Raw genomic sequence first — 26,154 nt, 5'->3', positions numbered from 1 at the left:
TCGTTATCTGCGAGCCAATCGCGAATTGCTAGTGCTTGGCTGCTTTGGCAATCGCTTCGCGCCGCGCCTTGGGTTCGCCCTGCAGACGAATGAGCCGGCTCATCAACGGGCCCGAGATGCGGCCGGAGATCTTCAGCTTCTGGTCGGTTTCAAACTCGCGGATGGCGCGTGCGAATTCGGGCGTCATGGCTGATCCCGGCACGCCCGTCTGATAGCCGAGTGCTGCGAGCTGCTGCTTGACGGTGCGCACGAGGCTTTCGCCATCGGCCGTCATCGTCTTGCCCGGACGCGCTGCCGCCGGCGTCATGGAGGACGAGCCCAGGATCAGCTGGCTCAGAAGCTGCTCGCTCGGCTGGCCCGTCAAGATCAGGCCGTTGTCGTACTCGTAGGCGAAGATCGAGGCGCGCGTGACCATTCCCAACACGCCGTCGGCCTGGCCCGGGTCGTAATTATTGTTGGCGAGTTCGCGTTGTATGCCCTTCGTGAGTTCCGCGCGGGTCGCATCATCGATCTGGCTGAGCGGCGCGGGCGGCAACACGCCCTCCTCTGCTGCCGTGGCTTCGGCTGCCGGGCCGGGCGACGCGGGTCCCAGCGTAATGCCCGGACCATCGACCCACGATGTCCGATCGGTGACGATGCCGCCGGTTTCGATGGCGCTGCCCGCGGTCCTGTTCTGGAACAGGAACATGTTCAACCCCACGCTCGTCGTGGCCAGCAGTGAAATCACCGCTGCGAGCTTTATATCCCTCTCGGTCATACTCTCGCCCGTTGCTCGGCTCCCCAAATGCGGACTATGGCGAGTCAGCCGTTAATCACTGCTTAACTGTCGGCTTACTGCCCCCTGGCGCGGTCCCAAAACTTCCGCGCAATTTATCTAAAACTTGAAACAAAAGAGCTTCGAATTGCGCTGCACAACGTAGCGTGACTTTGAAGCGGAGCTGTTATCCGTTGCTTGAGGGAAATGCCTCGCACCACTTCGTTTCCACGGCTGATCTTTGGATCTCGCCGCATGACCAAGGTTTGAACTATGGGTTTGTTGCGTATTGCTACGTTTGCCGCAGTGGCCGTCGCGCTGCTTCCGTCTGACCGCGAGCAGCAGCAGCGTCTCTATGAGCGTGCCGGGGCGACGGCCGAATGGGTCATCACCTTCTGCGACCGGAACGCCTACACGTGCACCAAGGGCTCCGAGTTGTGGTCGCAATTTCTCGCCAAGGCCGAGTTCGGTGCCAAGCTCGCCTATGATCTGATGCGCGAGCACGAAGGATCGAACCTCGCGACGTCCAGCCTGAAGGTGGAGGAGAGCAAAGGCAAAGTTGCGCCTGCGCTCCTCGAACGCGAGAGCGGCACTCTGACGCCGCTCGACAAAGAGCCTGACTGGCGCGGCAAACATCACGACAAAAACGGCATCTGATCGCACATTTGCGCGACTGGCGGCCCCACGGCCGCCTCCGCCCTTGCCCTTGGCCCGCCCTCGCACCTATGTGTGTGGTGTGGTTACTTCCATTTAACGGGCCTGAGGCTGGACCTTCACATGACGCTCGACGACATCCGCGCCGACTTCGAGCTCCTCGACGATTGGGAGGACCGCTATCGCTATGTGATTGAGCTCGGCCGCGCGCTTCCCCCCTTCCCGGAACAGCTTCGCACGGACGCCAACAAGGTTCGCGGCTGCGCGAGCCAGGTTTGGCTGGCAACGAAACGGGTCAGTTCGGCGAGCGCGCCCGGCCCTGGCGACAGACTCGAGATGCTGGGCATGAGCGATGCCCACATCGTGCAGGGTCTCATCGCGTTGCTGTTCATCGTCTACGAGGGCAAGTCGCTCGACGAAATCCTGAAGACGGATGCCGAAGGGATCTTTGCGAGCCTCGGTCTCAAAGAGCATCTGACGCCCCAGCGCTCGAACGGCCTCGCCTCCATGGTGAAGCGCATCCGCTCGGACGCCGCCGAGATGCTCACGGCGTAATCCTCACCGAATATTCTCAGACCTGACCGGCATCGATGTGCGGGCGATAATCGCTCGCGCCCCAATGCCTGACCCGCACCGGCCGCGCGTCATTGGCCTGCGCGGGTTGCGGCAGCATTCCGTAATGGCGGGCCAGCTGACGCAGCGCGATTTGCAGAATGATCTTGCCGGAGCGTTGCGGCCAGCCACACGCCTTCTCGCTCGCTTCCAGACCCTTCAGATGGCAGCACACGTCGATCAGGACGCCTGCGAGATCGGGACCGACCGCTGCGAGTGCCCGCTTCACGCGCTCGTGGGCGGCTATGACGGAGTCGCGGACGTCCGGCCCGATGTCGGGCGCGCCTCTGCTGCCGCCACCTCCGCTCAGCAGCAGCGACCAGTTGGCGGTGACGCGCGGCGTCATCTGCGCGAACCAGAAGTCGGCGCGCAGCTTTTCGCCGGCTTCGAATTCCTCCTCGCTCAGCATGGGGCGGCCGTCCTTGTCTTTACGCCGTGCCAGCCAGGCGAGCGGGCTTTCGGCGAGATTGCGCTGCGGCACGTTCCTATCCCCGACATCCACGCGCCGTGCAGTACGAGCTGGTCTTCCTGTCATTGCTGATCCCCGTATGCGTTACTGATTGCCGGTGTCGTTGGATGACGTTGGCTCGCCGGCCGGGCCCCGCTCGCGCATCACCAGCGTCGGCAGCGCCCAGCCCAAGACGTCGAGCGCGCGATCGAAGGATGGGTCGTCGCGGCGGTATTCGACTTTGAGGCAGGCGTGCGCGACCGTGGTGCGGTCGCGGCCGAACATCAGGCCCACATCCGTCAGCGTCATGCGGCAGCACACGTGCGCGAGATACATCGCCACCTGCCGGGCTTCCGCCACGTCTCTGACGCCGCGCTTGCCATGCCAGAGGCCTTCGGAGCCGATGCCGAACACATTCGAGATTGCGATGTCGATGGCGAGCCGCGCCCGGCAGTGGTGCATTCCTTCGCGCGCGGCGGAACGCTGGCCGCTGCGGCGGCGCATCTCTAATGGAGAGGCCTCACTCCGTGCCACGAGGCGAAGGTCTGGCTTGCAGCGCGGACGGACGGCGCCGGCTTCGCTAGCGGCATTCTCGGTCAAAGCTGACGACTGGCTCTGTGACATGCCGATGAAGGATACGGGCGCTCAAGACCCCGGGGATAAGTTTTTTTGAACGGGTGTCATTCACCCTAACGGCAGTGCGATTGCGCGAAAGATATCCCCGTCTCTCACGCGGGCCGCAGTCTCGGCGGCATGCAAAAACGCGTTTCGATACGAGACACCCGAGCGCCCACGAATGAGTGGCGCGGAACGGGTCGCAATTCAGGGGCCAGTTCTTCGCGCACTGGCCTGGACCTCTTACCGCTGTGGCCCCGCGAACTTGGCGATCGAACTTTGGAGGGCAGGAAAAAGCTCCTCGCCATCATCGAGCGGGAGCTTCGAAAGGAGCGGCGGCGCGGCATCGCAGGCCACGCGGCCTACGATCTGGTGCGGCACGCCAAGCTCGTTCGTTTGTTGAAAGAGGAACGGCAGTCGCTCACGGCGTTCGAGCTTTCCCTGTTCGGAAGGCATCGCTCGGCCGGACTGGCCGGAGGCCGCGTTAAGATCTGCTCACCTTCTCAGTGAAACGCGCGGCCGCGATCACTCTTTTTCGCGGCGGGTGCCAAGGCCCATTTTCTTCGCCAGCTGCGAGCGCGCGTTGGCGTAGTTCGGCGCGACCATCGGATAGTCCGGCGGCAGACCCCACTTCTCGCGATACTCTTCGGGCGACAGGTTGTAGTGCGTCCGCAAGTGGCGCTTCAGCGACTTGAACTTCTTGCCGTCTTCCAGGCAGATGATGAAATCCGGCATAACGGATTTCTTCACCGCGACCTTGGGCTTCGACTCCTCCCGCTCCACCGGCGCGGTGCGGCCCGCGGCGCGGCTCAGCGCGGCGTGGGTGTCAGCGATCAAGCCCGGCAGTTCGGTCGAGGAGATCGAGTTGTTGCTGACGTAGGCCGCGACAATCGTGGCCGTGATCGTCACGAGCTCGGGAGCAGCTGCCGTGTCCATCCGCCGGTCTTCCCCATCCTCTTGCGGGCGCGCGCCCGCCGCCGATCGCACATCCATATCTACATCCCGCCCTTGCATAGTCTGCCGACAAGGCTCGTCGCGGATCCCAAAACCTGCGTAATAGACAAGGAGATCAACTCGACTTCACTTGCGAAAGCTTTGACTACAAGGCGACTTCCTTGTCAATCTCGCCTCCTGTTTAGATTACGACATCGCTAATGCTTAGCGCTCCCTCTTCTTCATTTGGTCATTACTCGGTCATGGTGGCGCGTTGACGTCAGCGCCGTGGCGGCCGAGAACAGCCCAGAATTTGCTCCATCCAGGAAGGCTCCGCATCTGCATGTCCGGCCAAACGAAGACGTCTGCGATTGCAAAAGAAGCTGCGGATCGGCCGCAGCCGCCCGTGGCAGAGGCGCGTCCGGCGGCCGCGGTCTATCACGGCGAAGAAATCCGCGATGACTATGGCTGGCTGCGCGCTGAGAACTGGCAGGAGGTCATGCGCAAGCCCGACACGCTGGCTGCCAACATCCGCAGCCATCTCGAAGCCGAGAACGCCTACACGAAGGCAATGCTCGCCGGCACGGAAGAGCTGCAGGAAAAACTCTTTGCAGAGATGAAGGCCCGCCTCAAGGAAGACGACCGGCAAGTTCCGCAGCCGCACGGCCCCTTCGAATACTTCCCACGCTACGTCAAAGGCGGCCAGTATGCTCAGCTCTGCCGCATCCCGCTCGGCGGCTCGGTGGACGAGGCTGAGGTTCTTCTCGACGGCAACAAGGAGGCCGAAGGCAAAGCTTACTGGGACCTCGGCGCGACTGCACACTCGGGCGACCACAAGCTGCTCGCCTATGCGACGGACGACAAGGGCTCAGAGCTTTACACGGTGCGCATCCGCGATCTGGCGACCGGCACCGAGCTTGCCGACGAAATTCCCGATACGCACGGCGGTCTCGAATGGTCGAGCGACAACCGGACTCTGTTCTACATCAAAGTCGATGAACATCAGCGGCCGCTGTTCGTCTACAGCCACGTGCTCGGCACGCCGGTCTCGGAAGACAAGCTCGTCTATGCCGAGCCCGATAGCGGCTTCTTCGTCGGCCTGTCGTCGACGCAATCGCGTAAGTTCATCCTCATCGACATTCACGATCACGAGACGAGCGAAGTCCGTCTCATTGATGCGGACAACACCGAAGCGGGTCCCCGCCTCGTCGCGCCGCGCCGCGTCGGCCATCAGTACAGCGTCGAGCATCACGGCGACCGCCTCGTCATCGCGACGAACTCGCAAGGTGCGGAAGATTTCCGCGTCGTCACCGCGCCTGTCGAAAACCCTAGCGAGGAGAACTGGCGCGAAATCATTTCGCACAAGCCGGGCCGCCTCATCCTCGATGTCAGCATCTTCCAGAACTTCATGGCGCGGCTCGAGCGCGAAGAGAGCCTGCCGCGCATCGTCGTCACGCCGCTGAAACCTGAGGACGATGAATTCCTCGATTTCGCGGGCGAGCATTCGATCGCCTTCGACGAAGAGGCGTATGCGCTCGGCCTCAGCTCCGGCTACGAGTTCGACACGAGCCGCATCCGCTTCACCTATTCGTCGATGACGACGCCGGCGGAGACCTATGACTACGATATGGCGACGCGCGAGCGCATGCTGCGCAAGCGGCAGGAGATCCCGAGCGGGCATAATCCATCCGACTACGTCACGCGGCGGCTCTTTGCGCCCGCTCCCGATGGCGAACTCGTGCCCGTCACCCTGCTCTACAAAAAAACGACGCCGCTCAATGGTTCGGCGCCGCTCTTTCTCTACGGCTACGGCGCCTATGGCATCGCAATGCCGGCGTCGTTCTCGACCGGGCGATTGTCGCTCGTCGATCGCGGCTTCATCTTTGCGATCGCGCACGTTCGCGGCGGTAAGGACAAGGGCTATCGCTGGTACACCGACGGCCGGATGAAGAAGAAGAAAAACACCTTCACCGATTTCATCGCCGCGGGTGAGCATCTGATTACGGAAGGCTTCACGCAGCGCGGCCGCATCGTCGCCAACGGCGGCTCCGCGGGCGGAATGCTCATGGGCGCGATCGCCAACATGGCGCCCGATCTCTTCCTAGGCATCATCGCGGACGTGCCGTTCGTCGATGTGCTGAACACGATGCTCGACAAGGATTTGCCGTTGACGCCGCCCGAATGGCCCGAGTGGGGCAATCCTCTCGCGAGCAAAGAGGACTTCGACTACATCCGCAGCTATTCACCCTACGACAACGTCGAGGCGAAGAATTACCCGCACATCCTGGCGCTCGCCGGCCTCACCGATCCGCGCGTGACCTACTGGGAGCCGGCGAAGTGGATTGCCAAGGTCCGGAAGCTCAACACGAGCGATAACCTGGTGCTGCTCAAGACCAACATGGGCGCAGGTCACGGCGGCGCGTCCGGCCGCTTCGACGGCCTCAAGGACACCGCCTTCAACTACGCCTTCGCGATCACGGTGGCCGACGGGCAAAAAAGTTAGTTCCCTTTTTGTTCTGCCGTGTATAAACTCCGCATACCACTGGGAGAATTCGGCGAATCGGGGGAAATCTCTGCCATGGTTGGATATTCACTCGAGCTCTGCGCAGGAGCTGGCGGGCAGGCCTTGGGCCTAGAACGCGCGGGATTTGAACACGCGGGATTGGTGGAGATCGATCCTCATGCGTGCAACACCTTGCGTCTAAACAGGCCCAGCTGGACCATTCACGAAGAAGACCTCAATCACTTCGATGGACGGCTCTACAGGGGTGTCGATCTCTTGGCGGGCGGATTCCCATGCCCGCCTTTTTCCATCGCAGGCAAACAGCTCGGTCCTGATGATGAGCGCGATCTATTTCCCGCTGGTCTGCGGATAGTCGACGAGATTCGGCCCAGAGCCGTGATGATCGAAAACGTCCGGGGTATTCTGTCCCCTGCGTTTGAAAGCTATCGCGCCCATATCGACGAGCGCTTGTCAAAAATGGGTTACATAACACAATGGAAGCTCCTGAATGCTGCCGATTACGGAGTTTCCCAACTTCGGCCAAGAGTCATCATTGTAGCTCTAAAACGGCAGTACGCTTCAGAGTTTGAGTGGCCACGTCCTGAAGGAAGAGTTCCGACCGTTGGACGTTTACTGGCCGATCTCATGGGTTCTCGCGGGTGGAGCGGAGTCCAGGAGTGGCGCAAGAGAGCAAACGGCATCGCACCGACTGTCGTGGGCGGGTCTAAGAAACACGGCGGGCCTGATCTCGGACCTACTCGGGCCCGGAAGGCATGGGCATCACTCGGAGTGGATGGACTGGGCATCGCCGATCATCCCCCCGGCGAGGACTTCGTTGGTATGCCCAGACTCACTGTTCGTATGGTCGCCCGGGTACAAGGCTTTCCTGACACCTGGGGTTTTTGGGGTAAAAAGACAGCGTCTTATCGGCAGGTCGGCAACGCTTTTCCGCCACCTGTCGCATCTGCTGTAGCAACAGCAATATCGAAGGCTATCGCCAGTAAGCCAGCGGTAAGGAGGAGTTCGAAGTCGTGGCAACCCGCGATGATTTAATAGTGTAGCTTCACCGGGAATATGAATGCGCTCTGATGGATCGAGAATAACCGAAAGCCATCCCGATTATCGCATCCTGAGCCAAATTCGCCATGGTGTGATCTCCAGGCTTGCGGGCAGACAAGATCTTGGCGTGGCCCTTCCAGGCCTGATCAAAGACGCAGTTGATTTCGTGCTCGATCCTGTAAGAACAGGCCGAACGCAGCTCGCTGATCTCGATCGGGTCGAAAAAACTTTCATCGGGTTGAAGATCGAGCACTATCTTCGAGACCTGCTCGGCGCACCTCGCGGTCTTCGCCGCGATATGATGATCGACGGCATAGAAGTCGATATCAAGAACACGATAGGATCAACTTGGATGATCCCGCCCGAAACTTACCGGGCTGAGGAACCTTGCCTCTTGATCGCTACCGCAAAGTTCGATGGACGATGTTGGTTGGGATTGCTTGTCGCGCGAGACGCTTACCTCAATCGACCTAATCGCGACGGTAAGCGATCCGTAAGTGAAGAAGGTAGGCGCCACATTATGTGGCTCGTAAAGGGTGTGCCTTATCCCAAAAGCAGGTGGGAGGGGATCGATATGGTGCGCTTCAGAGAATTGCGCGGGTTGAACGGTGGTAATAAGCGGGCAGCACTATTCTTCCAAGAGAATCTTAATCGCGTTGTGCATCGCTCAGTTCTCCAAGCACTACTACACGACCAGTTGGATTATATGAGACGATTGCGCGGCGACGGCCGTTACAAGGGCGCGCGCGAGTTGTTGGCTGAACATGGTATCATGCTGTGGTGCGGCGCCTGGGCTGACGTTCGTGCCAAGGAAGGTTTCAGCAAACTTTCCGCAGATGAATGGATTGCCTTACCTGAACATTACTGACCCTGAACATTACTGATCTGGATGTCCGATAAGCTTTCGCGTTCGCGCCGCAGTGCTAACATGGCTGCCATCAAGTCGGCGCACACGCAGCCGGAGCTAATCGTTCGGCGACTAGTCCATCGATTGGGATACCGCTACCGCCTTCATTGCAAAGATTTACCTGGCAAGCCCGATCTTGTGTTCCGGCGCCGACGAAAGGTGATCTTTGTTCACGGCTGTTTTTGGCACCTGCACCCATCGTCAAAATGCCTTGACGCGCGCCGTCCTAAATCGAACCAGGCGTATTGGAACCCAAAGCTGCAACGCAATGTTGAGCGCGATCAGGACCACGCGGCGAATCTTGGAAGCATGGGCTGGAGCGTGCTCATTCTTTGGGATTGTGAAACACGGGAACTTGAGAAGATCACCGAGCGCATCAAGGAATTTCTGGGTCCAGTTTAGACTGCTGGCTGCTGGTCGTTGCGGAGGTATTTCTTCCGGAGCGACCGGGAGCGCATGCGCAGGCGCTTGAAGGATTTGTGTACGCGGCTCGTCTGCAGCGAGACCCTTCCGGCCCAGGCCAGGGCTTTGTCTCCGCGCTCCTCAGCCGCGGCGATCGCCTGGGCCGCGCAATAGAGCTGGTGCGGGCTCTGCCAATTGCAGGCGAAGAAGTGGTGCGGTGAGCGCACCTTGGGAAACGTCGGGAAATTCTCCAGAACGCCGAGCGACGCCAGCAGCATCATCGTCTTGCGGCAGCTCTTGCAATGGCCGCAATTTAGAAACGCATCCGGGTGCTCGTAGCAAATTCTCGCCACCGCCTGCAGAGGCTGCCAGTCCTTCATCGCCTGCAGTTTCTCGAAGCGGGAATAGGCCGCGCCATCGTGGATGATCTGCATGCGGTCCGTCGAGAGAAGGACATCGAGCAGAGGGTTCGACCCCCATTGCCTGAGCGTGACATAGTTCGCTGAGGACGGCACATAGAAGCGACTGACGCCCGCCGACAACGCGAGCCCAGTACCGATCAAGACGCTGCCGTGGGCCATCTCCCACTTTCCTTTGGACACGAAGGCGCGGACATTGCTCGTGAGCCTGATGAGTTCGACGCCCATTTCGGCCAGCAGCGGCTCGTATTGCGCGGCCGCGTCTTCAAAAATTTTCTCGTCCTGCAGCGGAATATCGAGCCCGTGAACGAACATTGCGTACTTCGTGCGGAAGCTTTCGGGGCGCTCCTTATTCAGGAATTGCGTGAAGAATGAATCGACGCCGCCCGAAAAGGCTGCCGCTGCCGGAAGGCCCGGTGTGACGGTCTCTGGCATCAGCTGAGCCGCCATCAGGCGAAAGTGTGTGAACTCCGCTGGCTTCCATAGGGTCATGAGTTTCCAGTACTCACCGAGCCCGAGGCTCAGACGGTCGGAGAATGGCCCTTCGACGTGCACGGCCTCGTTCCTGGCGGAGGCGAGCGCACTCAGCGCGACGACGAACGGCTCAAAGCTTTGCGTAAAGAGATGTTCGAAGCGCTGCGGGATCGTGAACCACAGCCTCTCGGGAACTTGCTGGCCGCCGTGATCCAGGCTGACGCGTGCACTCAATGTTACGAGACCGTCTTTTGCGGTCAATTCGGGAGAGTGAACACGCATGCTGCCTTTTTGCTCCACTGCCTGACTATGCCGATCGACGAACGCCGCCGTTGCCTCGGCTGCCATCAACCGTGCTCGTGGCTCGATATCCTCTCTTCGCGCGCAATGCCATGCAGATTGCAGCAACTGCCTGGGCAGATTGAATTTTTCGGTGGAATGAGATCGCTTCCCCAGTGCGCTGGCGGGCGCCCGGAGGGCCGAGGCGCCGGCCCTCCGGGCTTTCTTTCACGCAAAAAAGGGCCCGCGAACCGCGAGCCCTTTTCATGAGGGGACATTTGATGCGTCAGCGTTTACCGCCGGACTTTTCCGGCTTTGAAGATGTCGGAGCAGCCGCTGCGCTCATTGGGGCCTGCTGCGGCTTGGCAGCGGCGGCGACCTTCTTCGGCTTGCGGATTTCCTTGTTTGAATGCTGTTGGCCCTTGGCCATGGCAGACCTCTCACGTGTTAGAGGGCGCGTCGCAAGTTCAAATGCGGCGTGTGCTGCCATTATTTCCACACTGGCAACACTCGCGCCAGGAGGGATCTCGCGGCCCACCATCACAATTGGGCAAAACTCGAAAATGTGAATGGCCCGGGGCCCATAAAAAAAGCCCGCACGAGGCGGGCCTGAAGCTTAAAACTTGCAAGAAAATAGGCCCGCCGAAGCGGGCCTGACGTTTGGAAGCAGCGCTAGGCTGCGACCGTGCCAAAGAGAGGCGATTTCGTAGCCTCCTCGAGAACCGTGTCGGACTTGAGTGCGATACCGATGTAGCGCACCCGGCCGGCTACCTTTTCCTTCTTCACGCCAAGCTCGGCAAATTCACGTGCAAAGCTCGGAAGTGCTGCGGGCTCCTTGTTCTTAGATTCACACCATGAACAATAGTCCTCGTAGAGTTCAGTAGCCGTGAGGCTCGATCCGTCGCGGACCTCGATGTTCTCCTTGTAGAAGCGTTCGGTATTGGTCTCGGGGGCAAGACGCCGGACCGGCATCGTGCTGCGGGTTTCAGCAACCTTCGTCTCAGCCTGATGCACTTCTGCGGGCTGAGCTTCGATTGCTCGCGCCGGGGCAACGGGTGCTTCGAGAGGGATCTCGATCGACCGGTTGTCGTTGGCGCCTGAACGCGGCTTTTGAGTTTCAACGGCCACCGGTGTGAGCACCGGAACCGCCACCGCTGCCGCAGCGGTGCTTTCCTCCGTCCGCGCCATTCTCGGCGAGACGGGCATGGGCTGGCGATCATAGAGCCGCCATTGGCTGAAGGCTATGTACATGCCAAAGCCAGAGCCGATTTCCAGCAGCAGCGCGACGAAGATCGTCAACGCCATCTGCACGTCTTCCATCTTAACGCCCGGGAAGAACGTGTTCGCAAGCTCGGTCAGAACCTTCGCTTGCGGATCGGCTTCGGAGAGAGCAGGCGAACCTGCAGTTGCTTCGATCTTTGCTCTGAGCTCAGAGATACGGGCTTCGGCCACCTTGGCCGAGCTGGCGGAGGCGAGTTCAGACTCGAGACCCGTCAGCTGCTGGCAGAACGTCCGCTCGGTTTTCGAGCTCACCTTCTTACAGCCGTCGGACCACTGCCAAGCCTTCTGCATCTTCAGACCGTCGATCTGGCTCTGCACCGCGTCATAGGGACGATGCTGAGGGATCCAGCCAGCCTGCTCTTCCGCCCGCTTCAGTTCAGCTCTCAGATCCTGGTAGGACTGAGCCTCTTGAGCGCGCTGGCCGGCCGTATCGAACCGGTTCAGCGCCGCGTGGCCGAGCGCAGACGTCATGGAGTAGGCCGTCACGACCACCCAGACGAGCGCCGACGCAGATGCCTGCGACCACACCCTATTGCGAACTGCGGCAAAGAAATAAAATGGTACCAGTGCTTTCAAGCAGTCTGCGGCCGCGGAAGCTGCGCCGTAGATTTCACCGTCGAGCTCGGTTCTTCCGAGACTGAAGCCAAAACGCCAGTTCATAGCAGCTGATACGGCGAGCAATACGCCTGCTGCTAGAATGCCCAACACGCCTAAAACGTGTCTCATCGTGTGCCCTCTCCTGTGAGGGCCGGTTCCGTTACGCGAGACAACACCGGCCATTTCGTTGTGATCGGTGCGCCCGAGGGAGACGCCGATCAGGCTCCGGAACGCGGAACGGGCGTGGCTGACATGGTGTCTGTTTCGATCGGCTGTGAGCTCCGGTGTCATCCCCATGACACCGGCAGACGAGCGTCGCGGACACCCGCGCAACCAAGCAAGCCAAGAGCTATCACTCCCGGCGCCGCCTCAAAGTATCGCCACGATTTCGCCGCAAGAAATCGAAGGTTGATAACTTTTTCCCTCAAGGCCGGCGCGAGGGTGGAAAACTACGCGAATTAAACTCCCCTCGCCTTTAGGCCTAACTGAGTCGTGTTCGGGTGTGAATCCGAATTCGTTGGAGAATCAGATTTGTAGTATGGCGTGGTCCTTACGACGCGCCCCTTCGGCCGCTTTTGCTCACTCGTCCGTGGGCAGTTGAAAAACCCCAGTTATCCCGAGGTTTTGCACCGCTGACTGATGAGTTATGCACGGCGCAATTGTGTCCGATTTGAGTGTGTCCGCCGGGCACTTTCGCCCGAGTTCCCCCACATTTCAGGGCATCCACCGGCAAGCGGGATCTAAAAGCGCACCTTTGCCGTTTACCAAGTTGTAGCGGATGCTACATTCCAGACTGCATGCGTAAGCGCCTCACATCCTCCAGTGAGATGGACCAGAAGCGCCTTGAGTTCGTGGAGTATGCGCCATGCCGCGCTTGGGTGGAGTGCTGTTGCTGACGGCTGCGGCCGTAGCCGTGGCCTATGGCTATCTCTTCCCTGCCGCCGATCAAACCGCAGACGTCGACGAAGTCATCCGTATTTCCGCCGCGCCTGACCGCCCGCAGCCGGGCGTGGCAGGGATTGGCGCGATCTCGTCCAAGCCATCTGCGTTCCATGAGGTGATCTCTGAGGACGCGGCGCGATTGTCTGCGCCACCGTCGCCGAAGCCTGCCAGCTGGTCGCGTGTCGTACCCGCAGATCAGTCTATCGCCTCGCCTCTCAGATCTGCCGATCCTGCCGATCCCGAAACCCGTGCCGGGTTGGCCAGCGACCTGCAGCGTGAGCTGAGGCGGGTGGGCTGCTACGGCGGCGAAATCACCGGCACGTGGAACGCGGCGAGCCGGCGGGCGATGGCCGCCTTCATGGATCGAGCCAACGCCACACTGCCATTCGACCATCCCGACTACGTGCTGCTCGCACTCGTGCAGAGCCATCAGGACGTCGCCTGCTCGGCGGACTGCCCGGTGGGCCAAATCGCTGAGAACGGCCGCTGCGTGCCGCGCGCCGTCGTCGCTCAGACGCAGAAGAAGATGAGGCGGCTCGATGAGCGCCGATTGGCTGCTGCGCATGACGCCGGCACCGTCAAGTCCGCTGTGACGGCCGAACCTGAGAAGCTGCCATGGCTGCAGGACGAGAAGGTTGTCGAGGCTGCTCCGCCCGCCACCCGCGCCGAGGCTTCGCCTGTGCCGCTTCCCGGGCGCATGTCGGTCGGCGCGCCGATTGCCGAGCTGCCTGCTGAAGCGCCCGCCAACGCATCCTCCCAATGGAAGCCCCTAGTGATCGTTCCTGATGCGGCCCGTGCTGCGGATGCCGCCCCGTCTTCAACGGTTGTTGCGGGGCTTGGCCAAGACAGCGGTTGGGATGATCTCTCCACGGGAGCCAACGCCGTGCCGCTTCCGCTCGCGGAGCCCTATGGCAGCGCCGCGAAGCGCACCCCGCGGCGCGGTTATTCGGGCGAGCGGCCAAGACGGAAGTATGCCGCCCGTTCCGGCCGGCGCGGCGAACCCCGGCGCGGCACAGCGCGATATAACCTCATGCTTTCGCTCGGCGGCATCTATTGACCGGCTCATGCCCGCCGCGTGCCATCCCTGACCCAGCGCAGATATTCGGCACTTCCGCCTTCCACCGGAAGCACCAGAACCGCGGGCGTCTCGTAGGGATGGTTGGCGATGATGTAAGCCGTGGCGCGATCGGCGCCCTCGCGCGCGAGCTTGGCGATCAGAACGGCTTCTTCGGCGGTCTCCGTCTCGCCTTCCCAAACATAGACGGACGTCATCGAGGGCAGCACGTTGATGCAGCCGGCTATGCCCTCCTCGACCATGCCGCGCCCCAGTGCCAACGCCGTCTGCCGGTCGGGGCATGTCGCGTAAATCATCACCACATCGGTGGCTGGCGCAGTGACGCGCTCTCCGCTATCCCGCGTTGGGGGGTTGTCGTTTATCGACACTTGAGCGAGCTTCCCTGTCTTGCTTGCTGCGACCCCTCATGAATCGAAGGGCCTGAATGCCAAAAGAAAAGCAAAAATTCGAACGCATCGCTTTCGTCGCGAGCGAGGTTCCCGAAGCGATCGAAGCGCAAGCCTCCTTGATCAAGCGCTACGGAGAAACCGAACCGCACGAAGCCGATGCCATCGTCGCGCTCGGCGGCGACGGCTTCATGTTGCAGACGCTACACCGATTCATCAACGACAAGATTCCGATCTACGGCATGAACCGAGGCTCGGTCGGTTTCCTCATGAACGACTACCGGGAAGAGGACCTGATGGAGCGGCTCGCCGCCGCCGAGATCAGCCGCATCCATCCGCTGTCGATGATCGCGACGGACGCGGCCGGGAAGGCGCACAAGAGCTTAGCGATCAACGAGATCTCTCTCTTCCGCCAGCGCTACCAAGCCGCCAAGTTGCAGATCGCCATCGACGGCAAAGTGCGGCTCGAAGAGCTGATCTGCGATGGCGTGCTCGTTTCGACCCCTGCCGGCTCGACGGCCTATAACCTGTCGGCGCACGGCCCTATCCTGCCGATCAAATCGCAGCTTCTGGCCGTGACACCCATCAGCCCCTTTCGGCCAAGGCGCTGGCGCGGCGCCCTCGTTCCCAACCGGGTGCATATTACGATCACGGTTCTGGAAGAAGAGAAGCGGCCGGTCAGCGCTGTTGCCGATCACTTCGAGACCCGGCATGTGGTGAAGGTCGAGATCGAGCAGGCGCGCGCCATCGAACTCTTCATGATGTTCGATCGCGAACATGGGCTGGAGGAGCGCGTCCTCGCCGAGCAGTTCAGGTATTAAAAACCGACTGGCCCTCCTGCAGGTGCTCAGGAGCACGCGCGGAGGGCCATGATTTGGTCTTGTGCTGCGCTACGGACCGGACCTGGCGATGCTGATACCGCCCGGCCGCGAATCGCATTGTGCAACACGCATTGCCACAGCCTGCCTGCGCATGGTTAACAAAGCGTTAACGCCGCAGGAGTGGTTCGCGATCAGGCCGGCCAGCGGGTAACGAGCGCGTCGATGTTGGGGCGTTCGCGTTCTTCGGGCTTTTCCATCGGCGTGCCGATGTAGATGAAGCCCGCGATCTTCTCGTGCTCGGCGAGCCCCAGCCCTTCGCGCACGGTCGGGCTATAGGCGATCCATTCGCTGAGCCACGACGTGCCGAAGCCCAGCGCATTGGCCGCGAGGCACATGTTGAAGCAGAGCGCGCCAACGGAGAGCACCTGCTCCCACTCCGGGGCGCCCGGCCGGGCCTTCACAGACGACACGACGGCGACCACGGTCGGCGAGCGCAAGAAGCGGTTACGCTCAGTCTCGAGCCTAATCGGCGAGGGCTCCTGGCGGTCTTCCTTCTTGCAGGCTTCCACAAAGATTTCGCCGGCCGCCTTACGGGCGTCACCCTCGAAAACGATGAAGCGCCAAGGGGAAAGCTTTTTGTGGTCAGGAACGCGCGAACCCGTCGTGAGGATGCGGTTCAGCTCGTCCGCGTTCGGTCCGGGCTCTGCGAGCCGGTCCGGCTTCACCGAGCGTCTCGCCGCAAGAAATTCAAAAATCTCGGTATTCATGTCATGTTCCGTACTATTCGTGACGTCTCGCTATACGACGGTGCCGCCTGTTACAAGCGGGCCGTTCGTGGCAGATTCGTAAATCGAGCGGAAAACGGGCGTGGAGATAAGATGCGCGGGCATTTTATGAATTATGTCGCGGCCGTGATCGTAGCGGTTTTTCTGATGGGCGGCGTGCAGCCCGCCCTCAGCGGGGATGCGCCAACGGCCATGATCGTGCTCGACGGATCGGGTTCGATGTGGGCGCGCCTTCCGCCCGATAACCGAGCCAAAATCGACATCGTGCGCGAGAGACTTGGCGCTCTTCTGTCTCAACCGAATTCGACGCGGCTCGGCCTCGTCTCCTTCGGCCATCGCCGCCGCGGCGACTGCAACGATGTGGAATTGATCGCCCCTCCCGACAGTCCGCGGCAAGCCGTTCTCGATCCCATTGCCAAGCTCAATCCCCGTGGTCCCGGCCCCCTCACTGCCGCGCTCAAGGTCGCGATGGGCGCGATCGGCCAATCGCGTCCGGCACAGGTCGTATTCATTGGCGATGGCGCCGACAATTGCCAGCAGGACACCTGCGCCGTCGCCGGCAATCTCGCAAAGAGCTTTCCTGGCGTTGCCGTGCAGGTGATCGGCATTGGGGTTTCCGCCAAGGAGCGGCCGCGGATGGCGTGCATCGCGCAATCGACGGGCGGGCGTTTCTATGATGTCGTCAATCCCGAGGGGCTAGCGGCCGCAATCAACGAAGCAACGGAGCTTGCGATCTTGTCTCCCGGTGCTTCTGTCGCCGGTGGCATTGGACCCGACGGCAAACCCGTTGCGCCGCCGCCGCCGGAGGGAGCTACGCTCAGGGCATCGGCGTCGCTCGCCGAGACGGGCCCGCTCCTCACGGGACCGCTCATCAAGTGGCGCATTTCCAAAGTCGGCGATGCGGCTCCGCTGGCGAAAGCCGAAGGGCACGACATCACCGCCAAACTTCCCGCCGGCAGCTATGAGGTCACGGCCGAACTCGGAGCGCTGACGGCGCGCGAGGAGATCACGATCAAGGACGGCGATAAGCCGAGCATCATTTTGGCTTTCAACGCCGCGCATCTTCGCGCCAGGGTGAGCGCCAGCAAGGGCGGCGCCCGGTCTGAAACGGCTGTCTTGACCGTTTCACGCGGCGACAAGCCGGTGACGATCGCGAGCAACGGCGCGGTCGATCTTTACCTCCCGCCCGAGACCTACACGCTGACCGCCGCCGACGGAGCAGCGCGAACTTCGCAGACCCTGCAGCTCGCCGCCGGAGACGACAAGCCACTCGACATCTACCTCGGAACCGGCCGTGTCGATCTTTCAGCGGTGGCGGCGGATGGTGGTGAAGTCCAGGACGTGCTGTTTGCGGTGTCGGCCGACGATCCGGAAAGTCCGGACGGCCGCCGCGAGGTCGCGCGATCGCGCAGTCCGCAGGCGAGCTTCACGCTGCCGGAGGGCACGTATTACGTCAGCGCCCGCTCGCGCAGCGGCGACGTTCGAAAGCGCATCGCGGTTGGCGCAGGACAAACGGTCTCGGAAAAGCTCACTCTCGTTCTCGTGCCGCTCAAGGTGTCGGCGCTCGTGGCGGGCGCACCGGCGAAGGCGGGGCAGAACATCTTCTACCGCGTCGAGCGCATCGACGACGACCGGACCGGAATCGTTCGTGCCATGGGGCCGGAACTTTCTCTGGACCTGTCCCCTGGACGCTACCGCGTCACGGCTTCCCTCGCCGTCTCACATATATCGGCTACGAAGGAGTTCGACGTCGTTGCCGGGAAGCCGGCCAACGCCGTCATCGATATTGCGGCGGGCGAAGTGAACTTCGCACCACCTTCCGATGGGTCCGCTGTCGCGGGCGATTTGTTCTGGGAAGTTTCAGACGATAGCGGCATGCCGCGGTGGCGGGCGACTGGCATGCGGGCGACGGCACTGCTGGCACCCGGCCGCTACACGGTACGCTGCGAAGCGCGGGGCCGTCACCAGCAGACGTCCTTCGAAGTCCGCGCCGGCGAAAGCCAGAAAATCGAGATTGGACCGGGATGATCGACACGGCAGTGAGACATCGGCTTCGCGTTTTGGAGCGGCGTGCACGCGCCTTCGCTCGTTTGCGCGCTTCAGCGCTCGCCGTGCTGCTGCTCTCAGCCTTTGCAGCGACGGTTGCGCTTGCGCAGGACCGCAATGCCGTACCCGATGGCCCACCGGCGGGGCCCTGGGGACCGACGATCGAGAAGCGCAAGAACACCACGGTCGTTGAGCGGGGCAAGAACAAGGGGACGGGCGTCAAGGTCGTCGCGCTGCTCACGGGCGATGGTCAGCAGATCGACCAGGGCCTTGTGTGGCGCGTGTTCCAGACGAGCGGGCAGGCCCGGAAATCGAGGCTCTTGATGGAGTCGCACGAGGCGAGCCCGTTCCTCAAGCTGCAGCCCGGCGAATACACCGTCAACGCCGCATTCGGGCGAGCCAACCTCACGCGCAAGATCACGGTCAAGGCGGAGGACGGCCCGCCGTTCGAAGCGTTCGTTCTCAACGCCGGAGGTCTGCGGCTTTCGGCGCTCATCAACGGCAAGCCGGCGCCGCCCGGATTCGTGACTTATTCGATTTACGCGGACGATCGCGATCAGTTCGAGAACAGGACGGCCGTGATTACGGCTGCCAAGCCGAACCTGATCATCCGGCTGAACTCCGGCATCTATAGGATCGTCTCGCAATACGGTGACGCCAACGCGAAGATCGAAACGGACGTAACGGTTGAGGCCGGCAAGCTAACGGAGACGACCGTTACGCACACCGGCGGCAAGGCGACGTTCAAGCTTGTCACGCGATCGGGCGGCGAAGCGATGCCTGACACGCGCTGGACGATCCAGACGGACGAAGGCGAGATGGTCAAGGAAAGCGTCGGCGCGCTGCCCACGCACGTGCTCGCGCCGGGCAACTATGTCGTGAGGGCATCGTCGGGCGGGCACATTTTCCAGAAAGACTTCCAGATCAAGGACGGGGACCACGTCAGCGTCGAGGTGATGATGGCGGCCGCGCGCGACGAACGTAGCGAACGTTCCGCCCCCGGCGCGACCACGATCATGCCGACCGAGCCCGATCAGAACTGATCGCTGTCTCTTCAGAAGTCGGTCAGCACCCAATCTGTCGGGCAGCCGTTGTCGCGCATTCGCTTTTCAATGCTGTCGTGCCGGTCAGTGTCTCCGGCTTTGAGATATGCCGTTCGCGCCATTTGCCACTGTTCGCAGGCGGACGTCAGATCGCCGGCGCGTTGCGCGGCTTCTGCGAGCGCGACGCGGGCTGCTGCGTGGGCCGTTTCAGGGCCGTGCAGCGCGCCGTATCCGGCAGCTGAGCGCAGCGCCGCCATGCGCGCATCCGTGTTGCCCATGCGCTCATGACTTGCTGCCAGATCGTAATAGAGGCCCGAAAGCGCGGTCTTGTCGCCACGACCCAGCGCCAATTCGATTTTCCTGTTCAGCGTTTCTACATCTTCGATGGGCGGCTCGGGTTGCGGCGGCGCGACGTCCAGCCCCGCGGCCAGCGGCGATGGCGCGGGTGACGGCGTTGGCGATGGCGGCGCCGGCTGCTGCTTGCTCGAGGTCTCGCGCGGAAGCTTCGGCTTCCGCCGCAAAAAGAGTGCGAACAATGTGAGAAGAACCGCGACCGGGATCAGGAAAACGGCGGCGCTCAAGAGTGTTTCTATCGTTGCCCTATCGCCCATGACTAACCTTTGCCGCTCACGAGCCGCGCCGCAGTCTTGGCACCTCGAACCGTATCAGCGGAATGGCGGCGCGTACATCAGGCCGCCCTTGCTCCAGATATTGTTGGGGCCGCGCTCGAGCTTCAGCGGCGAGTTCTGGCCAAGCGTGCGCTCGAAGATCTCGCCGTAATTGCCGGTCTGCTTCACGATTTGATAGGCCCAGTCGCGGGAGAGGCCGAGCCGCGCTCCCAAATCAGCATCGAGGCCCAGAAAGCGGCGCGACTCGTGTGTGGGCGAGCCCTTGGAGGCTTCGACGTTAGCGCTGGAGATGTTCATCTCTTCGGCCGCGATCAGGGCCATCATCGTCCAGCGGACAACGGCAAACCAGTTTTCGTCGCCCATGCGCACCGCAGGGCCGTATGGCTCCTTGGTTATCATTTCCGGCAGGAGCATCTGCTCCGCTGCGTTCGGCAGCCGGCCTTTTTCATAAGCGAGCAACGACATGTCCCCCGTCAGGACCGTGCATCCGCCATTAGCGTACGTCTTGACGAGGTCGTCCCAGCGATCGGAGGTGACGAGCTGGTAGCGCATTTTGCGCGCCCCGAAGAAGTCGGAGATTGCCGCTTCATCGCTCGAACCCGACAGCACGCAGATCGAGGCGCCGGAAAGCTCCAGCACGCTTGCGATCGAATGATTGCGAGGGATGATGAAGCCCTGCCCATCATAATAGAGAACGCCAGCAAAATGCGCGCCAAGCTCAGTGTCGCGCGTGAGCGTCCAGGCCGTCGCGCCGAGCAACACGTCGACCTCGCCATCCTGGAGGGCCTTGAAGCGATCTCCGCGGTTTAGGCTCAGATATTTGACGGCGTCCCGGTTTCCGAGCACCGCCGCTGCCAGCGCCGAACAGAACTCGACGTCCAGTCCGCTCCATGTGCCACGCGAATTGACGTCGCTGAAGCCCGGTTCATTGTCGGCAACGCCGCATATGACCTTGCCGCGCGCGCGAACGGTATCGAGGGTGCTCGAGGCGCCGCTCGATGCGTCCCAAGACGTTGCTATATTTGAGGCGAGAAGCAAAAGCGCTGCCGCGCAAAACTTCCACACGCTGCTCATCTGCACATTTCCGGCCAATGCTTCAATGAAGTCACTTCATTTCCCTGGGCAGACGAAAGCAAGGCCTCCGGCGCGGGCGCCCCGAACTCGCGCGTCTGCCAGACATCCCGCGCCAGCGCGGAATGGTCAAGACCTTGACCGTGAAGCAAACTTGCGCCACCAGGACGCGACCCGCCCCCGGAGATGTTGATAATGGCGAAAAAAGACGAGAGTTCCGAGCGCAGCGAGCAGCCGGAAACCGAGGTTGTGCACCTTGGGCGCAGGCCGTTCGAGCAGCATGGATTCGTCAACACGCCGGTCTATCGCGGGTCGACGGTTCTCTATCCCACGCTCGATGCGATCAACAAGCGCAAGCAGCCCTTCACGTACGGCCGCCGCGCGACACCGACGACGCAGGCTCTCGAAGAGGCCATCGCGCACCTCGAAGGCGGCGCGCAGACAGTGCTGACATCCTCGGGCCTCGCGGCGATCTCAACCGCAATTCTGGCGTTTGCCGAAAGCGGCGATCACATTCTCATCCCCGACAACGTCTATCAGCCGGGCCGCATGTTCGCGGACAAGATGCTGCGCAAGCTCGGCGTCGAGACGACCTATTACGATCCGCTCATCGGCGCCGGCATCGCCGAACTCTTCCGGCCGAACACGAAGCTGGTGCTCGTCGAGGGCCCAGGATCGCAGACGTTCGAGATGCCGGATATTCCCGCGATCGCTGCGGCTGCGCGCGCAAAGAACATCTGGGTTCTCGCCGACAACACTTGGGCGACCCCGCTTTACTGCAAGCCGCTGTCGCTTGGCGCGGACGTTTCGATCGAGGCCGCGACCAAATATATCGTAGGACATGCCGACGCGATGATGGGCGCCGTCACCGGCAACGCGCGCGCGGCGAAGTATCTCGACCTCGCGAAGGAGACGCTCGGCACGTGCCCGGGCTCGGAAGAGACCTATCTCGCGCTGCGTGGCCTCAGGACCCTTGCGGTTCGTCTCGAACGGCATCAGCGCTCAGGCATTGCGGTTGCGGAGTGGCTCGCGAGCCGCCCGGAGGTCGACCGTGTCATGCATCCGGCTCTATCCAGCGATCCGGGTCATGCGCTCTGGAAGCGGGATTTCAACGGCGCGTGCGGGCTCTTCGGAGCCGTGTTGAAGCCAGTGCCGGAGAAAGCGCTCGCAGCGTTTCTCGACGGGCTGAAGCTCTTCGGCATGGGCTACTCTTGGGGCGGGTATGAAAGCCTCGTCATTCCGTTCGATCCGACGTCCTACCGGACCGCGACCCGCTGGCAGGGGCCGGGACCGGCGCTTCGCTTCCACATTGGTCTCGAGGCCGTCGAGGATCTGATCGAGGATCTCACGCAGGGTTTCGCGCGCCTCAAAGCGGCGAGCTGAGTTTTGCGTTCGCTGCGCGCACAATCAGAAGCCCAGCGAGCGGCGGACCATATCGCCGACCGTGCTGCCGCCCGAATAGGAGCGGCCGGATCGCGACAGGCCCATGCCTCCGCGCGACCGCCCCTCCTCCCCACGCCTCGCCGCATAACCGCGAGAGCCGCGGCCGGCATCATCGTCGTCGTCGCCGTCATCTCGACCTCTGCGGCTGCTCACGCGGTATTTTCTCGTGGGCGCGATATCGGCCGTCTCGGGAGTAATGCGCTCGCGCGTGTAATCGATATCTTTCCACTTCCCCGCAAGCGCCAGCGTGATGCGCTTCTGATGACCATAATGGTCATCGAAGAACTGCGGCGAGCCATCGTCGCCAATCCACACAGTAAAGTATCCGACGTGGACGGGAATCGGCTTATTTAAGCTAATCTGATTGTCCCTCGGGCCTTTGTTGACGAGGTGGGCAACGTTCGGCGTCTGATTTTTCTGATCGATATTGAAAACCAATTGCGCAAGCGTCTGCGGATTTCGCACTCGCATACAGCCGTGGCTGAACAGTCGAACCGAACTATTGAAAAGTGATCGCGACGGGGTGTCGTGGAGGTAGACCGAATGTTTATTCGGAAAAAGCATTTTGACGGAGCCGAGCGCATTGTCGTCCCCGGCTGGCTGATAAACCGTATATTCGCTGAGCTTGGCTCTTCCCCAATTGATGCGGCTGCTGTTGATGATGCGGCCGTTGCGCATGACCACGTAGCCCTGGCCCTCGAGAGAGCGGCCCGCGCGAAGCGTCGTCGCCTTAATGGAGTCGGGCAGGTTCCACCGCGGGCGTAGAACGATCTTCGTCATCTCCTTGGAGAAGATCGGCGTCTGCGTGCTTGCCTTTCCGACGATGACGCGTTCGTTGAACACGGGCTTATTGTTTTCCATCAGCACGATGGAAAACGATGGGACATTGACGAAGACGTGAGGATCTCCGAGCGAACGCGGCATCCAACGCCACTCCTCCATATTGGCGAGGACAGCTGAAATTTTTTCTGGCGACGCCTTGAGATCTTCACCCGAAAGCTTTGCGCGGGTCGAAGAGCCGACGATACCGTCGGGCCGGAGCGATTTCGACTCCTGGAATTTCTTGATGGCCCCGGCGAGCGCATCATCGAAAAGCTGTTCGGATCCCGGAGCTGAGGCAATGCCGAACCGCTGCTTCAAGATCGCAACGTCGGGGTTACGCACACCGACGAGAAGAAGCTCGCCGCGCCGCGGGATCTCAAAGCGCTTCAGCTCTGGAGGCGGCCCAGCGCGCATGCGCGCGAGCAGGGCCTTCAGCTTCAGGAACTGATCATGCGTGGGCTGAAAGGCGCGCAGCGCGTCTCCGGCGTCTGGCGCACCCGACACGCGCGTCAGAACAGTGACCGGGTCTGTGATGGCGGGGGTGCGGTCGAGGTAGGCGGATAGACGTTTATCCGGATCCGGAATCCGGCCCCCCTCGGCCTGGTAGGCGTAGCGGAGGACTGCGGCAGTGATTTCGAGATCGGCGGCAGCCGTCTCTTCGGGCGTCCAGCTGCCCGATGTTATCGGCTGCTTTGCCGCCTTGAGGTCAAAGCCCGAAGCGTCGAGGCCCCAATCCGCGGCTTGGGCAATTTCCTTGATGGCGAGTGATGCTGCGCGGGTGGGGCCCTGCTCGTCGACCCAAAGCGGACGGCATGCGCGGCCTTGGTAGAACTTCGAAATGGCTTCGCGATCCCGCTCCTCGATGCCGGGCGTATCCTTGGCTGCGAGCTTGGCGCAGATGGCCGCCGGCGTTCCCGTCAACTCCGGCGGCGGTGTCTCGGCAGCCGCCTCGGGAGCAGGAACAGCGGGAGCCGCCTCGGACGAGGTGCCGCTCGGCGCCACGCTTGGCGTTCCGTCTGGATTCTGGCCGTCCGGTGCCTGGCCATCCGGCGCCGTCTGGGCATCCGGCATCTGGGCCTGCGGCGGGGACGATGGATCAGGGTTAGACGGCGGCGCATCCTGAGCGCGCGGAAAGGACGGCACGGCCGCCGCGCCCACGAGTCCGACGCCAATGACAATCGCTGCGTATACGGAGCGGATGCCGGAACGGAGAGACAGGTTCATCGAGACTACACTCTACTCTCTTTCCACACTCCCTCGACCGCAGCCTAATGCAGTCTCGACTTCCCGCTAGAGTTCGTTTCGGAAATGCGGTCCAAAGTTAAACGTTGGTGTCGGATCAAAGTTGGAATCTCGACAGCCCATGATTTTGTTCCAGCGTCGGCTGGGAGCGAGTTGGCGATCCCGGCAGGGCTCGAACCTGCAACTTCGGAGTCGAATTCCGACGCTCTATCCATTGAGCCACGGGACCTCGGCGATGCGCTCCTCGCGGCGGCGAAAGGCCTCTCCACGATAGCTTCCATCCGAACGATAGCTTCCATCCGAATTTTGTGCGCCGCGTTGACGACACATTGAGAAGAGAGACTAGCTCAATGATCACGCGATTCAGGAAGTGATAAAATGCAACACTAAATGGAACCAGACGGGCCGAAAGGCCGTTAGCAGCGGGGAATCTGCAGACTTTCACGGGGAGACCAAATCGCAGTCATGGCTTTGATCGAGCAATTCTGCCAACGCCAAATTCGTTCCCTGCAATCCCGAGTTCCTGACTTCAAAGACTGGCAACATCGCGTGCGGGCTGAGATCCTGCATTACGTGAGCGGTTCTGAGCCAGAGCCGCAGCCGACAGCATCAGCGTTGATCCTGTTGTTGAAGGCGGTTGCGCATCGCAGCGCAGCGGTCTACCGGCAGCACGCGCCAATGCTTCGCGAGAAAGCGGCCCGGCTGCCATCAGTGGCGGCAAATCCTCTGCCGATGGCCCGCGATCTTATCGCCAAGTTGCGGCGCGAAGCACACTTGCAGCAAGAAATCTTCGCGCGCGTCACTCGTTTGAGCGCGTAGTACGGGCACGGACTGCGCGAAGCCGCGAATTGGTCCGTTCAGCTCCTTTTTTGATCGTCGATGCACCCCATCGCGCGTGCAGCGCGGCCGCTCAGCGCACGGAACCAACGGCGACGAGCGGCCGTTTGCGATGGGGAACGTCCACAAGAAAAGGAGATATGGATGAAAGTTCTTACAAGCGCAGTTGTAAGTTTCGGCCTGCTCGCCGCCAGCGCGGCAGGCGCGATGGCCCAGAGCCCGAACAGCGGCGAGCCGATGACGCCGGGTTCACGGCCCCAGACCTTGGCGCCGTCTCCGTCGACCGGCAGCAGCGCGGGTGACGCGGGTGTTTCGAGCCCGGCCGGCATCCCGGCAGATCCGACCACGAACGAGAACGTTCAGCCCGGCCCCTCCACCTCCACGCCCAACGATCCGGCCGCGGGCTCCAACCCAGGCGCCCGAGTCCCGACCTCGCCCCCGGGCACGGGAACCTCTAGCCCCTGAGACAACTAGCGACGACCATTTGAAAAAGGCGAAGGTTCCAAGAACCTTCGCCATTTTCATTTCAGGCCTCAGAATGCGCAGTCCTCATAGCGGCGCCACCAGTACCGGCTGCCGGTAGCAATCGCCCGGCTGTAGAGCCAATCGCAGTCGTAGCCGTACGAACCGCCGTAGTAATAGCCGGAGTAGTAGTAGGGGTATCCTCCCCAGCGGCGTCCACCGCGATGGTGATGATGCCCATGGCCGTGTCCGCGTCCCGCGTGGCGGACGCCGCCGTTAAAGCCTCCGCGGGGCCCGCGTGAACCAAAATTACCGCCTTGGAAGTGCCGGCCACCACCGCCACCAAAGCGAGGGCCACCACCGCCGCCTCCAAAGCGTGGACCGCCGCCACCGCCGCCGAAGCGGGCACCGCCACCGCCGTGACCACCGCCACCCCCGAAATGCGCGCCGCCGCCTCCATGACCGCCACCGCCTTGTCTTGCTTCGGCGATAGCGCCTCCCGTCGCCAGAAGCACGATCGCTCCCAGCGTCGTAATAATCCTTGTTTTCATTTTTTGACGCTCCTTGGTCTCTCTCACGGGGAACCGTAGATGGCACCCATTAGAAACAACAG

27 protein-coding genes and 1 tRNA gene are annotated in these 26,154 nt (G+C 61.8%); 14 read left to right on the top strand and 14 right to left on the bottom strand.

The genetic code is table 11. The features are described from left to right. Positions 1 to 28 precede the first annotated feature (28 nt). Positions 29 to 757 carry a peptidoglycan-binding domain-containing protein gene (locus VFG26_RS15560; protein ID WP_325026930.1) on the bottom strand — a complete coding sequence of 243 codons (729 nt, stop codon included), beginning with the start codon at positions 755 to 757 and terminating at the stop codon, positions 29 to 31. Positions 758 to 1,027: 270 nt separating this feature from the next. Between VFG26_RS15560 and VFG26_RS15555 the strand changes: the two genes are divergently transcribed. Beyond that, entirely contained in the window at positions 1,028 to 1,411 is a 384-nt protein-coding gene (locus VFG26_RS15555) for a DUF5330 domain-containing protein (protein WP_325026928.1), read from the top strand. 120 nt (positions 1,412 to 1,531) lie between these two features. Further along, on the top strand, positions 1,532 to 1,963 hold the full coding sequence (locus tag VFG26_RS15550) for a SufE family protein (protein ID WP_325026926.1): 432 nt from the start codon (positions 1,532 to 1,534) through the stop codon (positions 1,961 to 1,963). Between the two features lie 16 nt (positions 1,964 to 1,979). Here the strand turns inward: VFG26_RS15550 and VFG26_RS15545 are convergent, their stop codons facing one another. Both VFG26_RS15545 and VFG26_RS15540 read right to left on the bottom strand, forming a co-directional pair. Further along, positions 1,980 to 2,555, bottom strand: coding sequence for a DUF6456 domain-containing protein (locus VFG26_RS15545; protein WP_325026924.1), 576 nt, complete (start codon positions 2,553 to 2,555; stop codon positions 1,980 to 1,982). Positions 2,556 to 2,573: 18 nt separating this feature from the next. After that, on the bottom strand, positions 2,574 to 2,972 hold the full coding sequence (locus VFG26_RS15540) for a helix-turn-helix domain-containing protein (protein WP_325026922.1): 399 nt from the start codon (positions 2,970 to 2,972) through the stop codon (positions 2,574 to 2,576). A gap of 390 nt (positions 2,973 to 3,362) precedes the next feature. On the opposite strand from VFG26_RS15540, the gene VFG26_RS15535 reads away from it, so the two are divergent. After that, positions 3,363 to 3,593, top strand: a complete 231-nt coding sequence (locus VFG26_RS15535; protein WP_325026920.1) for a hypothetical protein — start codon at positions 3,363 to 3,365, stop codon at positions 3,591 to 3,593. Between the two features lie 15 nt (positions 3,594 to 3,608). Here VFG26_RS15535 and VFG26_RS15530 read toward each other — a convergent pair whose 3' ends face one another. Then, the gene (locus VFG26_RS15530) at positions 3,609 to 4,019 is read right to left on the bottom strand and encodes a MucR family transcriptional regulator (protein ID WP_325027037.1); all 411 of its coding nucleotides are present in this window, start codon (positions 4,017 to 4,019) and stop codon (positions 3,609 to 3,611) included. A gap of 340 nt (positions 4,020 to 4,359) precedes the next feature. Here VFG26_RS15530 and VFG26_RS15525 point away from each other — a divergent pair, with 340 nt between their 5' ends. The 4 genes from VFG26_RS15525 (at position 4,360) to VFG26_RS15510 (ending at position 8,887) form a co-directional block, all read left to right on the top strand. Then, positions 4,360 to 6,519, top strand: coding sequence for a S9 family peptidase (locus tag VFG26_RS15525; protein WP_325026918.1), 2,160 nt, complete (start codon positions 4,360 to 4,362; stop codon positions 6,517 to 6,519). A gap of 75 nt (positions 6,520 to 6,594) precedes the next feature. Next, the gene (locus tag VFG26_RS15520; protein ID WP_325026916.1) at positions 6,595 to 7,572 is read left to right on the top strand and encodes a DNA cytosine methyltransferase; all 978 of its coding nucleotides are present in this window, start codon (positions 6,595 to 6,597) and stop codon (positions 7,570 to 7,572) included. Positions 7,573 to 7,597: 25 nt separating this feature from the next. Next, positions 7,598 to 8,446, top strand: coding sequence for a NaeI family type II restriction endonuclease (locus tag VFG26_RS15515; RefSeq protein WP_325026914.1), 849 nt, complete (start codon positions 7,598 to 7,600; stop codon positions 8,444 to 8,446). Positions 8,447 to 8,467: 21 nt separating this feature from the next. Then, positions 8,468 to 8,887, top strand: a complete 420-nt coding sequence (locus VFG26_RS15510; protein ID WP_325026912.1) for a very short patch repair endonuclease — start codon at positions 8,468 to 8,470, stop codon at positions 8,885 to 8,887. Here the strand turns inward: VFG26_RS15510 and VFG26_RS15505 are convergent. The 3 genes from VFG26_RS15505 to VFG26_RS15495 all read right to left on the bottom strand — a co-directional run bounded on the left by VFG26_RS15505 (position 8,884) and on the right by VFG26_RS15495 (position 12,066). Further along, positions 8,884 to 10,128, bottom strand: coding sequence for a hypothetical protein (locus tag VFG26_RS15505; RefSeq protein WP_325026911.1), 1,245 nt, complete (start codon positions 10,126 to 10,128; stop codon positions 8,884 to 8,886). The genes VFG26_RS15510 and VFG26_RS15505 overlap by 4 nt on opposite strands. Before the next feature lie 217 nt (positions 10,129 to 10,345). Further along, positions 10,346 to 10,489, bottom strand: a complete 144-nt coding sequence (locus tag VFG26_RS15500) for a hypothetical protein (protein ID WP_325026909.1) — start codon at positions 10,487 to 10,489, stop codon at positions 10,346 to 10,348. 242 nt (positions 10,490 to 10,731) lie between these two features. Beyond that, positions 10,732 to 12,066: a hypothetical protein gene (locus VFG26_RS15495; protein ID WP_325026908.1), complete on the bottom strand. Its 1,335-nt coding sequence runs from the start codon at positions 12,064 to 12,066 to the stop codon at positions 10,732 to 10,734. Between the two features lie 736 nt (positions 12,067 to 12,802). Here VFG26_RS15495 and VFG26_RS15490 point away from each other — a divergent pair. Continuing rightward, complete coding sequence (locus VFG26_RS15490; RefSeq protein WP_325026906.1) at positions 12,803 to 13,936, top strand: hypothetical protein; 1,134 nt, start codon at positions 12,803 to 12,805, stop codon at positions 13,934 to 13,936. 5 nt (positions 13,937 to 13,941) lie between these two features. Here VFG26_RS15490 and cutA read toward each other — a convergent pair whose 3' ends face one another. Beyond that, positions 13,942 to 14,322: a divalent-cation tolerance protein CutA gene (gene cutA, locus VFG26_RS15485; RefSeq protein ID WP_325026905.1), complete on the bottom strand. Its 381-nt coding sequence runs from the start codon at positions 14,320 to 14,322 to the stop codon at positions 13,942 to 13,944. A 56-nt stretch (positions 14,323 to 14,378) separates the two neighbouring features. Here cutA and VFG26_RS15480 point away from each other — a divergent pair, with 56 nt between their 5' ends. Next, positions 14,379 to 15,161, top strand: a complete 783-nt coding sequence (locus tag VFG26_RS15480) for an NAD kinase (protein ID WP_325026903.1) — start codon at positions 14,379 to 14,381, stop codon at positions 15,159 to 15,161. Positions 15,162 to 15,352: 191 nt separating this feature from the next. Here VFG26_RS15480 and VFG26_RS15475 read toward each other — a convergent pair whose 3' ends face one another. After that, positions 15,353 to 15,928, bottom strand: coding sequence for a nitroreductase (locus VFG26_RS15475; protein ID WP_325026902.1), 576 nt, complete (start codon positions 15,926 to 15,928; stop codon positions 15,353 to 15,355). Positions 15,929 to 16,039: 111 nt separating this feature from the next. Between VFG26_RS15475 and VFG26_RS15470 the strand changes: the two genes are divergently transcribed. Then, complete coding sequence (locus tag VFG26_RS15470; protein WP_325026901.1) at positions 16,040 to 17,974, top strand: vWA domain-containing protein; 1,935 nt, start codon at positions 16,040 to 16,042, stop codon at positions 17,972 to 17,974. Then, on the top strand, positions 17,971 to 19,035 hold the full coding sequence (locus tag VFG26_RS15465; protein ID WP_325026899.1) for a hypothetical protein: 1,065 nt from the start codon (positions 17,971 to 17,973) through the stop codon (positions 19,033 to 19,035). Before VFG26_RS15470 ends, VFG26_RS15465 begins: the two co-directional genes overlap by 4 nt. An 11-nt stretch (positions 19,036 to 19,046) precedes the next feature. Here the strand turns inward: VFG26_RS15465 and VFG26_RS15460 are convergent, their stop codons facing one another. Together VFG26_RS15460 and VFG26_RS15455 are read right to left on the bottom strand one after the other, a co-directional pair. Then, positions 19,047 to 19,646: a hypothetical protein gene (locus VFG26_RS15460; protein WP_325026897.1), complete on the bottom strand. Its 600-nt coding sequence runs from the start codon at positions 19,644 to 19,646 to the stop codon at positions 19,047 to 19,049. Between the two features lie 54 nt (positions 19,647 to 19,700). Next, positions 19,701 to 20,738 carry an amino acid ABC transporter substrate-binding protein gene (locus VFG26_RS15455; protein ID WP_325026896.1) on the bottom strand — a complete coding sequence of 346 codons (1,038 nt, stop codon included), beginning with the start codon at positions 20,736 to 20,738 and terminating at the stop codon, positions 19,701 to 19,703. 192 nt (positions 20,739 to 20,930) lie between these two features. Here VFG26_RS15455 and metC point away from each other — a divergent pair, with 192 nt between their 5' ends. After that, the gene (metC, locus tag VFG26_RS15450) at positions 20,931 to 22,118 is read left to right on the top strand and encodes a cystathionine beta-lyase (protein ID WP_325026894.1); all 1,188 of its coding nucleotides are present in this window, start codon (positions 20,931 to 20,933) and stop codon (positions 22,116 to 22,118) included. A 24-nt stretch (positions 22,119 to 22,142) separates the two neighbouring features. On the opposite strand, the gene VFG26_RS15445 is transcribed toward metC, so the two are convergent. Then, positions 22,143 to 24,224 carry a L,D-transpeptidase family protein gene (locus tag VFG26_RS15445; RefSeq protein WP_325026893.1) on the bottom strand — a complete coding sequence of 694 codons (2,082 nt, stop codon included), beginning with the start codon at positions 24,222 to 24,224 and terminating at the stop codon, positions 22,143 to 22,145. A 172-nt stretch (positions 24,225 to 24,396) separates the two neighbouring features. Then, positions 24,397 to 24,471: transfer RNA gene (locus VFG26_RS15440), tRNA-Arg, on the bottom strand. A 344-nt stretch (positions 24,472 to 24,815) separates the two neighbouring features. On the opposite strand from VFG26_RS15440, the gene VFG26_RS15435 reads away from it, so the two are divergent. Continuing rightward, the gene (locus VFG26_RS15435; protein ID WP_325026891.1) at positions 24,816 to 25,061 is read left to right on the top strand and encodes a hypothetical protein; all 246 of its coding nucleotides are present in this window, start codon (positions 24,816 to 24,818) and stop codon (positions 25,059 to 25,061) included. Between the two features lie 162 nt (positions 25,062 to 25,223). Beyond that, positions 25,224 to 25,544 carry a hypothetical protein gene (locus tag VFG26_RS15430; protein ID WP_325026889.1) on the top strand — a complete coding sequence of 107 codons (321 nt, stop codon included), beginning with the start codon at positions 25,224 to 25,226 and terminating at the stop codon, positions 25,542 to 25,544. A gap of 68 nt (positions 25,545 to 25,612) precedes the next feature. Here VFG26_RS15430 and VFG26_RS15425 read toward each other — a convergent pair whose 3' ends face one another. Then, positions 25,613 to 26,092, bottom strand: coding sequence for a hypothetical protein (locus tag VFG26_RS15425; protein WP_325026888.1), 480 nt, complete (start codon positions 26,090 to 26,092; stop codon positions 25,613 to 25,615). Positions 26,093 to 26,154 lie beyond the last annotated feature (62 nt).

Source organism: Hyphomicrobium sp. (assembly GCF_035687085.1).
GTDB lineage: Bacteria > Pseudomonadota > Alphaproteobacteria > Rhizobiales > Hyphomicrobiaceae > Hyphomicrobium_B.
Note: the sequence above shows the minus strand (reverse complement) of the source record. Positions and strands in the feature narration are given on the sequence as shown.